At 73.5% G+C, this 11,921-nt stretch carries 11 protein-coding genes; 9 read left to right on the forward strand and 2 right to left on the reverse strand.

The window, feature by feature from the left end; genetic code table 11:
• The first annotated feature begins 14 nt into the window (after nucleotides 1–14).
• From QQM39_RS32605 to QQM39_RS32645, 9 genes are all read left to right on the forward strand, one after another.
• Nucleotides 15–1,166, forward strand: a complete 1,152-nt coding sequence (locus tag QQM39_RS32605) for an inositol-3-phosphate synthase (RefSeq protein WP_302001127.1) — start codon at nucleotides 15–17, stop codon at nucleotides 1,164–1,166.
• Nucleotides 1,163–2,038, forward strand: a complete 876-nt coding sequence (locus tag QQM39_RS32610; RefSeq protein WP_302001128.1) for an SCO3242 family prenyltransferase — start codon at nucleotides 1,163–1,165, stop codon at nucleotides 2,036–2,038. Before QQM39_RS32605 ends, QQM39_RS32610 begins: the two co-directional genes overlap by 4 nt.
• Entirely contained in the window at nucleotides 2,035–2,907 is an 873-nt protein-coding gene (locus QQM39_RS32615; protein ID WP_302001129.1) for a sugar phosphate isomerase/epimerase, read from the forward strand. The genes QQM39_RS32610 and QQM39_RS32615 overlap by 4 nt, the downstream gene beginning before the upstream one ends.
• Nucleotides 2,904–3,566 (forward strand): EboA domain-containing protein, encoded by a 663-nt coding sequence (locus QQM39_RS32620; protein WP_367669325.1) that lies wholly within the window; start codon nucleotides 2,904–2,906, stop codon nucleotides 3,564–3,566. The genes QQM39_RS32615 and QQM39_RS32620 overlap by 4 nt, the downstream gene beginning before the upstream one ends.
• Nucleotides 3,563–4,426, forward strand: a complete 864-nt coding sequence (locus QQM39_RS32625; protein ID WP_302001130.1) for a TatD family hydrolase — start codon at nucleotides 3,563–3,565, stop codon at nucleotides 4,424–4,426. Before QQM39_RS32620 ends, QQM39_RS32625 begins: the two co-directional genes overlap by 4 nt.
• A 6-nt stretch (nucleotides 4,427–4,432) precedes the next feature.
• Nucleotides 4,433–5,593 (forward strand): metabolite traffic protein EboE, encoded by a 1,161-nt coding sequence (gene eboE / locus QQM39_RS32630; RefSeq protein WP_302001132.1) that lies wholly within the window; start codon nucleotides 4,433–4,435, stop codon nucleotides 5,591–5,593.
• On the forward strand, nucleotides 5,590–6,966 hold the full coding sequence (locus QQM39_RS32635; RefSeq protein ID WP_302001133.1) for an alkaline phosphatase family protein: 1,377 nt from the start codon (nucleotides 5,590–5,592) through the stop codon (nucleotides 6,964–6,966). Before eboE ends, QQM39_RS32635 begins: the two co-directional genes overlap by 4 nt.
• A 132-nt stretch (nucleotides 6,967–7,098) precedes the next feature.
• Nucleotides 7,099–8,100: a clavaminate synthase family protein gene (locus QQM39_RS32640; protein WP_302001134.1), complete on the forward strand. Its 1,002-nt coding sequence runs from the start codon at nucleotides 7,099–7,101 to the stop codon at nucleotides 8,098–8,100.
• A 39-nt stretch (nucleotides 8,101–8,139) separates the two neighbouring features.
• Complete coding sequence (locus tag QQM39_RS32645; protein ID WP_302001135.1) at nucleotides 8,140–10,029, forward strand: ABC transporter ATP-binding protein; 1,890 nt, start codon at nucleotides 8,140–8,142, stop codon at nucleotides 10,027–10,029.
• 88 nt (nucleotides 10,030–10,117) lie between these two features.
• On the opposite strand, the gene hasP is transcribed toward QQM39_RS32645, so the two are convergent.
• A complete protein-coding gene (gene hasP / locus QQM39_RS32650; protein ID WP_302001136.1) occupies nucleotides 10,118–11,026 on the reverse strand; it encodes a 3-hydroxyasparagine phosphotransferase in 909 nt (302 codons plus the stop codon).
• A 58-nt stretch (nucleotides 11,027–11,084) separates the two neighbouring features.
• Nucleotides 11,085–11,903: an alpha/beta fold hydrolase gene (locus QQM39_RS32655; protein ID WP_302001137.1), complete on the reverse strand. Its 819-nt coding sequence runs from the start codon at nucleotides 11,901–11,903 to the stop codon at nucleotides 11,085–11,087.
• Nucleotides 11,904–11,921 lie beyond the last annotated feature (18 nt).

Genomic DNA, 11,921 nt, shown 5'->3' on the forward strand with positions numbered 1-11,921 from the left:
CAGGAGGAGACACCATGCGTACAGGAATCTGGCTGGTGGGCGGCCGCGGCTCGGTGGCGACGACGACCGTCGTCGGCGCTGCCGCGCTGCGTGCGGGACTGGTGCCGGCCACCGGATGTGTGAGCGCCCTCGAACCGTTCCACGGGGTGCCCCTGCCCGGCTTCGACGACCTGGTCTTCGGCGGACACGACGTCGTCGACACGGACCTGGTCAAGCGGGCCGAGCAGCTCGCCGAGGCGGGTGTCGTCCCGCGGGGCCTGCCCGGCGTCCTGGGCGCGGAACTCGCCGCGGCCGACACCGAGATCAGGCCCGCCCCGCCCGGCACCGAGACCGGCGACCAGTCGGCGGCCGCCGAGGCGCTCACCGCCGACCTCACCGGGTTCCGGGAACGCCTGGGCCTGGACCGGGTCGTCGTGGTGAACGTCTCCTCCACCCAGCCGCCCGCCGTGCCGCACCCCGGCCACGCCTCGCTGTCCGCGCTGCGGGACGCCCTGGCCCGCGGCGAGCGGCCGCTGCCCGTCAGCTCCCTGTACGCGTACGCGGCGCTGCGGGCCGGCTGCGCCTTCGTCGACTTCACCCCGTCGACGGGGGCGCGGCTGCCCGCCCTGGACGAACTCGCCAGGGAACAGGGCCTGCCGTACGCCGGCAGCGACGGCAAGACCGGGGAGACCCTGGTCAAGTCGGTGCTCGCGCCGATGTTCGCCCGGCGTGCGCTGCGGGTGCGCTCCTGGTCCGGCACCAATCTGCTCGGCGGCGGTGACGGGGCCACCCTCGCGGACCCGGAACGCGTCGTCAGCAAGAGCGAGTCCAAGGGCCTGGTCCTCGAAGCCGTGCTCGGCCACCCCGTGGACGGCGGCGTGCACATCCACCACGTCCCCGACCTGGGGGAGTGGAAGACCGCCTGGGACCACGTGACGTTCGAGGGTTTCCTCGGCGCCCGCATGTCCCTGCAGTTCACCTGGCAGGGCTGCGACTCCTCGCTGGCGGCACCGCTCGTCCTCGACCTGGCCCGGTTCATGGCCCTCGCGCACCGGACCGGCGCCGTGGGACCGGTGCCGGAACTGGGCTTCTTCTTCAAGGACCCGGTCGCCACCACCGAGCACGACCTCGCGGCGCAGTACGCCACCCTCGTCGACTGGGCGCGTACGGCGGGGGCGGGGAGGTGACGGCGCTGCCACGGCCGCACGACCTGGCCCGCCTGGTCCGCGCCCCCGCCGCCCTGTCCGTCCCCGGCGACCTCCTCGCCGGCGCGGCGGCGGCGCGGGTGCCGCTGTCGCCCTCCCTGCTCGGCACGGTGGCCTCCTCCGTCTGCCTGTACTGGGCCGGAATGGCACTCAACGACTACGCGGACCGCGAACTCGACGCCGTCGAGCGGCCCGAACGCCCCATCCCCAGCGGGGCCGTCACCCCGGCCGCGGCCCTCGCGGTCGCCGGGGGCCTCACCGCGGCGGGCCTCGGCCTCGCGGCGCTCGCACGCGGCCGCCGGGGCCTGGCGACCGCGCTGCCCCTGGCCGGGGTCGTCTGGGCGTACGACCTCGCTCTCAAACCCACCCCGGCCGGTGCCGCGGCCATGGCGACGGCCCGCGCGCTGAACGTGCTGGCCGGGGCCGGACCCGGCGGACTGCGCCGGGCCCTGCCCGCCGCGGCCGCCATCGGCCTGCACACCGGCATGGTCACGCGGCTGAGCCGGTACGAGGTCGGCGGCGCACCTCGGTCGATGCCCTTGCAGGCGCTGGCCGTCGGCGGCGTGATCAGCGCCTGCGTACTGCTGCGCGGACGCCACCGGCCGCTCCTGGACCGGGCCTCCGCCGCCCTGCTCACGGCGGTGTACGCGGGCGACGGCGGACGGGCCCAGCTCGCCGCCGCCCGCACCCCGTCGTCGCTGCGCGTCCGGCAGGCCGTGGCCGCCGGTATCCACGGACTGATCCCCCTGCAGGCGGCGCTGACCGCGACCGCGGGCCGGGGCGCCGTGGGCGCCGCGCTGGCCGGCGCGTTCCCGTGGGCCCGCCACCTCGGCAGAAAGGTGTCCCCCACATGACCACCCCGACGAGATTCGGATACGGCACCAACGGCTTCGGCGACCACCCCCTGGAGGACGCCCTGACCGTCCTCGCCGATCTGGGCTACCAAGGCGTCGGACTCACCCTGGACCCACGCCACCTCGACCCGTTCGCCGACGACCTGCCGCGGCGCCTGCGGCGTCTGGCGGGGCGGCTCGACCGGCTCGGCCTCGCCGTCGTCGTCGAGACCGGCGGCCGCTACGTGCTGGACCCCTGGCGCAAGCACCAGCCGGTGCTGATGTCCCCCGAGGGCGCGGAGCGCAGGGTCGACCTCCTGCTGCGCGCCGTACGGATCGCCGCTGAACTCGGCGCCGAATCGGTGTCCTTCTGGAGCGGCACCGCCCCCGCCGGCACCCCCGAACAGGCCGTCTGGGACCGGCTCCTCGCCGGCTGCGCCACGGTCGTCGAGGCCGCCGAGGACGCCGGGGTCACCCTCGGCTTCGAGCCCGAGCCCGGCATGTTCATCGACACCCTCGACGCCTACGAGGAGCTCCACCGGCGGCTCGACGGCCCGCCCGCCCTCGGCCTCACCCTCGACATCGGGCACTGCCGCTGCCTGGAACCGCAACCGGTCGCCGACTGCGTACGACGCTCGGCCGACCGCCTGGTGAACGTGCAGATCGAGGACATGCGCCGCGGCACTCACGAACACCTGGAGTTCGGCAGCGGCGAGATCGACTTCCCGCCGGTCCTGTCCGCGCTTGCCGACACCGGCTACCGCGGGCTGGTCTCCGTGGAACTGCCCCGGCACAGCCACGCCGCCCCGGAAGTGGCCCGGCGCTCCCTGGACTTCCTGCGCGCGGCCGAGACCCGGGCCCGCGAAGCGGCGCGGGGAGCGGCCGCGTGACCGCCCGCGCCCCCGGCACGACGGCCGACGAGCTCACCGCCGCCCTGCCGGAATCCGCCGCCGACTGGCTGGCACAGGCGCGCGCTGCCGTACGGGCCGACCCGCGCGCCGTCGACGCCCTCTTCGCCGTCGCCGCACGCCGCTGCGGCCGCGCCGTCCTGCGCGTCGGACCGGCGGCCGGGCCCGCCTGGAGCGTCGACGACGCCGTACGCGCACTGCTGCTTGTCGCGCTCCCACCGGGCGGCGCCGATCCGGCGGTCGTCGCGGAGCGCCTGTACCGCACCGGGGACGCGGCCGAACGGCGGGCCGTCCTGCGGTCGTTGCCGCTGCTCGACGCCGCCGGCGACCTCGGTGACCGGGGGCTGCCGTTGGTCGAGGACGCCGTCCGGTCCAACGACCCCCGGCTGATCGCCGCGGCCCTCGGCCCCTACAGCGGTCACCGTCTGCCCGCCCCGGCCTTCCGGCAGGCCGTCCTCAAGTGCGTGTTCGTCGGCATCCCGCTGGCCGTGGTGGCCGGCCTCGACGAGCGGGCCGACGCCGAACTCGGCCGGATGATGGCCGACTTCGCGCACGAGCGGCGCGCCGCGGGCAGGGAGGTCCCGCCCGACATCCTGGACTTTCTGCACACTCATCCCGTACCGACGGAGGCCACGGCGTGACGCGCATCTTCGATCCGCACATCCACATGACGTCCCGCACCACCGACGACTACGAGGCGATGGCGGCGGCCGGGGTCCGTGCGCTGGTGGAACCCGCCTTCTGGCTGGGCCAGCCCCGCACCGCGGTCGGTTCGTTCACCGACTACTTCGACTCGCTCCTCGGCTGGGAGCCCCACCGCGCCGAGCAGTTCGGCATCCGGCACCACTGCGCGCTGGCCCTGAACCCCAAGGAGGCCAACGACCCCCGCCTGACCGAGGTCCTCGACGTACTGCCGCGCTACCTGGTCAAGGACCGGGTGGTGGCCGTCGGCGAGGTCGGCTACGACTCCATGACGCCGCAGGAGGACAAGGCGTTCGCCCTCCAGCTGCAACTCGCCGTCGAGTACGAACTCCCCGTCCTGGTGCACACCCCGCACCGCGACAAGCGCAACGGCACCCGCCGCACCCTCGATGTGGTCCGCGAGTCCGGCATCGACCCCGCCCGGGTCGTCGTGGACCATCTCAACGAGGTGACGGTGCGCGAGGTCGCGGACAGCGGCTGCTGGATGGGCTTCTCGATCTACCCCGAGACCAAGATGAGCGAGGACCGCATGGTCGCGCTGCTGCGGGAGTACGGCACCGAGCGGATGCTCGTCAACTCCGCCGCCGACTGGGGCCGAAGCGACCCGCTGAAGACGCGGCGCACCGCCGACGCCATGCTCGCCGACGGGTTCGGCGAGGACGACGTCGACCAGGTGCTGTGGCGCAACCCGGTCGCCTTCTACGGCCAGAGCGGGCGGCTCGAACTCGATGGCCCCGACGACCCGTCCGCCGTCCCCGCCGAGTTCGAGGGCAGCTCGATCCGACGCGGGGAGAGGTAGCCCGACGTGCGCCTCAGGCACGCCGACGGCACCACCGTCCACCTGGCCTACTGCACCAACGTGCATGCGGCGGAGGACCTCGAAGGTGTCCTCGGCCAGCTGGCCCGCTACGGGGAGCCGGTGCGCCGACGCCTCGGCGCCGACCGGATCGGCCTCGGACTGTGGCTGGCCGCCCCGGTCGTGACGGCCCTGGCCGACGACCGGGCAGCCCTCGAGGGACTCCGCGAGGAACTGGACCTGCGCGGCATCGAGGTCGTCACGCTCAACGCCTTCCCCTACGCGGGCTTTCACGCCCCGACCGTCAAGAAGGCGGTGTACCGGCCGGACTGGACGGAACGGGCCCGCCTCGACCACACCCTGGCCTGCGCCCGCGTCCTGGCCGAGCTGCTGCCGGCCGACGCGGCTCGCGGCTCCGTCTCGACCCTGCCGCTGGCCTGGCGCGAACCATGGTCGCCCGGCCGCGGCGACCTCGCCCGGCGCCACCTCGACCTGCTGGCCGAGGGCCTCGCCGACCTCGCCGCGACCAGCGGGCGCACGGTCCGCGTCGGCTTCGAACCGGAGCCCGGATGCCTGATCGAGACGACCCGTCAGGCAGTGCGGCTGCTCGCCGCTGCCGACCCCGAGTGGCTGGGTGTCTGCGTGGACACCTGCCACCTCGCCGTCGCCTTCGAGGAACCCGGTCCCGCCATCGCCCGGCTGGCCGCCGCCCTGCCCGTCGTCAAGACACAGGCGTCCTGCGCCGTCCACGCCGACCGGCCGGCCGACCCGGCCGCCCGCGCCGCGCTGGAAGGCTTCGCCGAGCAGCGGTTCCTCCACCAGACACGGGAAGCGGCGCCGGACGGCCCCCTGGCCGTGGACGACCTGCCTGAGGCGCTCGACGGCGCGCTGCCCGGCGACGCGGCATGGCGGATCCACTACCACGTACCCGTGCAGCGGGACCTGCCGCCGCCCCTGCGCAGCACCCGCCCCGAACTGGTGGCCGCCCTGGCCGCGTTGCTCGGCGGCCCGGCCGCGCTCACCGACCACGTCGAGGTCGAGACCTACACCTGGCCGGTGCTGCCGGGCGCCCCCGCCGACAACGGGCTCGTCGACGGCATCGCCGGTGAACTCGCCTGGACCCGCGACACCTTGACCGCGCTCGGCCTGACGGAGGAGAACGCCTCGTGAAGCGCCTGCTCGTGCTGGACGTCGTCGGCCTCACCCCACGGCTCCTGCGCCACATGCCGCACCTCGCGGCCCTGCGCGACGGCGGCTTCGGTGCCCGCCTGGACACCGTCCTGCCCGCGGTCACCTGCTCGGTGCAGTCCACCCTGCTGACCGGGGAACCGCCGGCCGGCCACGGCATCGTCGGCAACGGCTGGTACTTCCGCGAGCTCGGTGAGGTGCTGCTGTGGCGGCAGCACAACCGGCTCGTCGGCGGCGAGAAGATCTGGCAGGCGGCCCGCGCGCTGCGGCCCGGCTACACCGTCGCCAACGTCTGCTGGTGGTACGCGATGGGTGCCGACGTCGACTGGACCGTCACCCCCCGGCCGGTGTACTACGCCGACGGCCGCAAGGAGCCCGACTGCTACACCCGGCCGCCCTCGCTCCACGAGGAGCTGACCGAACGCCTCGGCCGCTTCCCGCTGTTCCGCTACTGGGGGCCCACCGCGGACATCGTCTCCTCCCGCTGGATCGTCGACGCCGCCCGCTACCTGCTGCGCACCCACCGGCCCGACCTGAACCTGGTCTACGTGCCGCACCTCGACTACGACCTCCAGCGGTACGGGCCCGACAGCCGCCAGGCCCGCCGCGCCGCCGCCGAGCTGGACCGGACCCTGGCACCGCTGCTCGACGACGCCCGCCGCGAGGGCGTCACCGTCGTGGTGCTGAGCGAGTACGGCATCACCCCGGTCAGCAGGCCCGTCCACATCAACCGGGCGTTGCGGCGGGCCGGTCTGCTCACCGTGCACACCCAGGACGGCATGGAGTACCTGGACCCGTGGACGTCCCGGGCCTTCGCCGTCGCCGACCACCAGGTGGCGCACGTCTACGTACGCGACCCGGCCGACCGGCCCCGCGTCGCCGAACTGCTGCACGGCCTCGCCGGCGTGGCGCAGGTGCTCGACGAGACCGGCAAGAAGGAGCACGGCCTCGACCACGAGCGCGCCGGTGAACTCGTCGCGGTCGCCGCGCCGGAGGCCTGGTTCACGTACTACTACTGGCTGGACGACGCACGGGCCCCCGACTTCGCCCGCACCGTCGAGATCCACCGCAAGCCCGGCTACGACCCGGCGGAACTGCACTTCGACCACACCGACCCGAAGGCCAGGCTCCGCGCGGCGGCCGCCCTGGCCCGCAAGAAGCTGGGCCTGCGCTACACGATGAACGTGATCCCGCTGGACCCCTCCCGGGTGCGCGGCAGCCACGGACGGCTGCCCGACGACCCCCGGGACGCCCCCGTGCTCCTCGTCTCCGATCCCGGGGCGCGCCCCCGGGACGCCGTCGCCGCGACCGAGGTCAAGGACCTGCTCCTCGAACTGGCCGAGCTGGGGGACTGACCGGAGGCCTGCGAAACGTGACCGCGGAGACGGAACCGGGATATCCGTTCATGCTCAGTCGATACGCGGCCGATAACGCGCCGCCATAGCGTCCGGAGTGCACGCAAAATACCGTGGACGGAGGCTCTGTAAATGGCTGCGAATGCCGAACGATCGGCTCCGCGCTACGACGTGACACTAAACCCGTCGGATGCGGAACTCGTCGAGGAAATAGCCTGGAAACTCGCCACTCAGGCGACCGGACGCCCCGACGACGTCGAATGGGTCGAGGCCGCCAGGAATTCATGGCACGAATTGCCGGTCGCCCTGCGCAGAACCCTCGCCGAATTCCGTCGGGATTCCGGACCCGGCGGCGGGCTGCTGCTGCGCGGACTGCCCGTCGACGCCCTGGGCCTGCCGCCCACCCCGAGCGTCAACGGCTCCGTACAGCGTGAGCCCGCACTGGGCGCCGCCGTCCTGCTGATGATCGCCTGCGGTCTCGGCGACCCCGGCGCGTTCCGGCCCGAGAAGGGCGGTGCCCTCGTCCAGGACGTCGTGCCCGTCCCGGGCATGGAGGAGTTCCAGGGCAACGCCGGCTCGACGCTGCTGACCTTCCACAACGAGAACGCCTTCCACGAGCACCGCCCCGACTTCGTGATGCTGCTGTGCCTGAGGGCCGACCCCACCGGCCGCGCCGGCCTGCGGACGGCCTGCGTCCGGCAGGTGCTCCCGCTGCTCTCCGACCACGCCCTGGAGACCCTGTGGGCCCCGGAGTTCATCACCGCGCCCCCGCCCTCCTTCAACATGGGCGACGTCGAGGAGCCGCCCGCCCCGGTCCTCACCGGCGACCCGTCGGACCCCGACATCCGGGTCGACCTGGCGGCCACCAAGCCGGTCACCCACCGGGCCGCCGAGGCCCTGCGCGAACTGCAGGACCACTTCGACGCGACCGCGGCGACCCACCGCCTCGCTCCGGGAGAGCTGGCGATCGTCGACAACCGCGTCACCGTCCACGGCCGCACCGAATTCACTCCCCGCTACGACGGCACCGACCGCTGGCTGCAGCGCACCTTCGTGATGACCGATCTGCGTCGCTCGCGCGCGATGCGCCCGGCCGACGGCTATGTGCTCGGAGACGTGGCGCAGCCCGCCTGACCGGCGAATCCCCCGCAGTGAAACAGGAGTTGGAGTCCGATGACGAGCACGCAGACCAGGGAGCGGCCGCCCGCTCCGCGCGCCGGGGCGGCGATCACGCCGAAGCCGGAGCCGCCCGCCCCGCCGGCCCGGAAGGTCGGATTGCGCTCCCTGTTCCCGTATCTCCAGGGCCACTGGCCGACCTTGGGGATCGTGGCGGTGCTCTCCCTGGTCGTGACCCTCCTCACCCTCAGCCAGCCGGTGCTGACCCGTGACGTGCTGGCCGACATCGAGGCCGACAAGCCGGTGGGCCGGCTGGTGGCGCTGCTCATCGGCGTCCTCATCGTGGTGGCCGTGCTCAGCGGGGTGCGCGACTTCATGCTGCAGCGCGCCGCCGAGGGCCTCGTCCTCACCGCCCGCCGCCGCCTGGTGGCCCGGCTGCTCAGGCTGCCCATCACGGAGTACGACCAGCGCCGCACCGGAGACCTGCTCTCCCGCGTCGGCGCCGACACGACGCTGCTGCGCGCGGTGGTCACCTCGGGCCTGTTCGACACCGTGACCAACGTCGTCATGGTCGGCGGCTCCGCGGTCATGATGTGCCTGATCGACCCCACCCTGTTCGCGGCCACCGCCCTGGGCCTCGGCCTGGGCGTCGTCGCGGTCGTCGGGCTCTCCCGCCGGGTGCGCGGAGCGTCCCGGGACGCCCAGGACCGCATCGGTGAGATGACGTCCGCCGTGGAGCGGGCGATCTCCGCCGTCCGCACGATCCGCGCCAGCGGCGCCGAAGAGCGGGAGGCGCGCGCCGTCGACGGCTACGCCAAGGACGCCTACAACGCCGGAATGCGCATCGCCAAGCTCCAGGCGATGATCAACCCGATCACCTCGACCACCATCCAGGTGGCGTTCCTCGTCGTCCTCGGCCTCGGCGGCGCCCGGGTGGCCAGCGGCGCGATCCAGGTCGGTGACATGGTCGCGTTCGTGCTCTTCCTGTTCATGCTCTGGTTCCCGCTCGGCCGCGCGCTGACCGCCTACTCCCGGCTCCAGTCGGGGCTCGGCGCCCTTCAGCGCATCGAGGAGATGGTGGACCTGCCGCAGGAGACCGACACCTCCGGTGCGGCCGACGCCGCCGACGCACCCGGCATCCCGCGGACGCCGCCCGGCGGCGCGCTCTCGGTACGCGAACGGACCCGGCCCGAGGCGGACACCGGCGCCGGACGGCCGCCCGCCATCGAGTTCGACCGGGTCAGCTTCGGCTACGCCGGCGGCGAGAGAGTCCTGCGGGACGTGTCCCTCACGGTCCCCCGAGGCACCCGCACCGCGCTGGTCGGCCCGTCCGGAGCGGGCAAGTCCACCCTGCTGTCGCTGGTGGAACGGTTCTACGACGTCACCTCGGGCGCCGTGAAGGTCGGCGGGATCGACGTACGCGAGCTGCCGCGCCGGCAACTGCGGCACAGCCTCGGCTATGTCGAGCAGTCGGCGCCGGTCCTCGCCGGAACCGTCCGCGACAACCTCTCCCTGGCCTCGCCCGACGCCACCGACGACGACATGCGGGAGGTGCTGCGCTCGGTCAACCTCGAAGACGTGATCATGCGTGCGCCGCTCGGCCTCGACACCCAGGTCGGAGAGGGCGGCGTCCTGCTGTCCGGCGGGGAACGCCAACGCCTCGCCCTGGCCCGCACGTTCCTGGCCGCGCCGCCGATCATGCTGCTCGACGAGGCGACCAGCAACCTCGACGCCCGCAACGAGGCCCTCATGCGGAACGCGATCAGCACGGTCACCGCCGACCGGACCCTGCTCGTGGTCGCCCACCGGCTCTCCACCGTCGTGGACAGCGACCAGATCGTGGTCCTCGAACACGGCGAGGTCGTCGCCGCGGGCCGGCACGACGAACTGACCGGCAGCAGCCCGCTCTACCGCGAACTCGCCAGCCACCAACTGCTCATCGAATGACAATCGAGTGACAGAGTGACACCGCGACGAAGGGGCCTCCCGGTCGATGACCGGGAGGCCCCTTCGTCGCGCCCTGCGGTGCGCCCCGTCAGGCCGCCGTCGCCAGGCAGTGCCCGACCCGTTCCCGGGTCAGCTCCCAGGCGGCGTCGAGCCGTACCGCGCGCTCCCGCGACGCGTCGTCCGTGAACCGCTGGTGGGCGCGCCGCTCGCGATACAGCAGCAGCGTCAGGTTCAGCAGGAACGGCGCCAGCCCGTCCCGTACGTCACCGCGCCCGGCCACCTCCGCCTCGATCCGCTCCCGGGCGCCCGGAACCTCGCCCAGGAGCATCCAGAGCTGGGCCAGATCGAGGCAGGGCAGATACACCGCGCTGCTCGCCCAGTCGATCAGGGCATGTCCGCCGCCGGTGCGGACCACGTTGGCGAGCACCAGGTCCCCGTGCCCGAACTCCCGCGGCTGCCCGGACAGTTCGAGGAGCGCGAGCATCGCCGTCCGGTCCGTCTCGTCGAACACGCCCTGGGCGTACATGCCTTCCAGCATGGGCCGGTAGTCGACCCGCCACTCGCGTGACGTGCCGGGGTGCCAGTGCCGCAGACGCTCCACGGCATCGAGCACGCCGGCCAGATCCTCGCCGGAGACGGGGCCGGCCGGGAACCGGTCCGGCGCCACCACCTCCCCGGCCAGCCGCTCCATCACGAGCACCGCGCGCTCCTTGTCGGAGCCGAAGCGACGCGGCACCGGCACCGGAGGGGGTGCCGCGTCGAAGAGGTCGTACGCCTCGATCTCGCGCAGGCACTGTCGGCGCCAGTCGGGCGTACGGACCTTGGCGAGGGCCTCGGTGCCGTCCAGCGAGCCGCCGACCACCAGGGATGTGCGGCTGCGGTAGACGACCTCCGAGGGCTCGAAGCCGGGGCACACCTCGAGTGCCAGAGCGAGCAGCTCTCCGTCGCCGGCCGTCAGATCCTCTTCGAGCCCGGCCTTCACTGTGCTCCCCTTCATCGCCTCATCCCCTTCATCCGCCTCATCCCCTTCGTCTGCTCCACCTGCTCCACCTGCTTCATCCGCGCAGGAATTCGACGATGCTCTTGTTCACCGCGTCCGGAGACTCCAGATAGCCGTAGTGCCCGCAGTCGGGCACGACCTCGAACTCGGCACCGGGGATCGCGTCGGCCACCTCCCGGCCCAGGCCCGGCGGGGCGATCAGGTCGTCCTGGAAGGCGATGACCCGGGTGGCGGCCCGGATGCCGCGGTAGGCCTCCCGCCGGTCCGGCATGAGGCCCACCCCGAGCTGTGCCCGGTGCCCCGGTCCGGAGACACGGGTCAGCTCCAGCATGTCGAGCCAGTCGCGTGCCTGCTGGTCGTTGTCGAGGGTGCGGGGCGAGAGGTTCTGCATGGCCTGCACGACCGCCGCGTAGGCGGCGGGCAGCTCCACGCCCCGGTCGTACAGCTCGATCTCCGCGCGGGACAGCGCGTCGCGCAGCACGTCGGGGCGGGCCCGGGTGGCCATCAGGACCATGCGGCTGACGAGTTCGGGCCGGGCCAGGGCGAGCTCCTGCGCGATGTGCGCCCCCATCGAGATGCCCGCCACCAGGCAGGGGCCCAGGCGCAGTTCCTCGATGAGCGCCGCGGTGTCGGCGACCAGGTCGTCGATGCCGAAGCCGGCGGGGCACTCGTCGCTCGGGGCGATGCCGCGGTTGTCGAAGCTGATCACCCGGAAGCCGGCGGCCACGAGGGCGGGCACCTGGTGCAGATGCCAGGCCCGGCCGCTGCCGCCCGAGCCCATGACGAGCAGCACGGTGGGCGCGGAGGGGCCGCCGCCGGGCGGCTTGGTGTCGTAGTAGTTGAGCTTGATGTCATTGACGGTGATCACGGGCATGGTGTCGGGCGACCTCGC

The sequence above is a fragment of the Streptomyces sp. DT2A-34 genome, assembly GCF_030499515.1.
GTDB lineage: Bacteria > Actinomycetota > Actinomycetes > Streptomycetales > Streptomycetaceae > Streptomyces.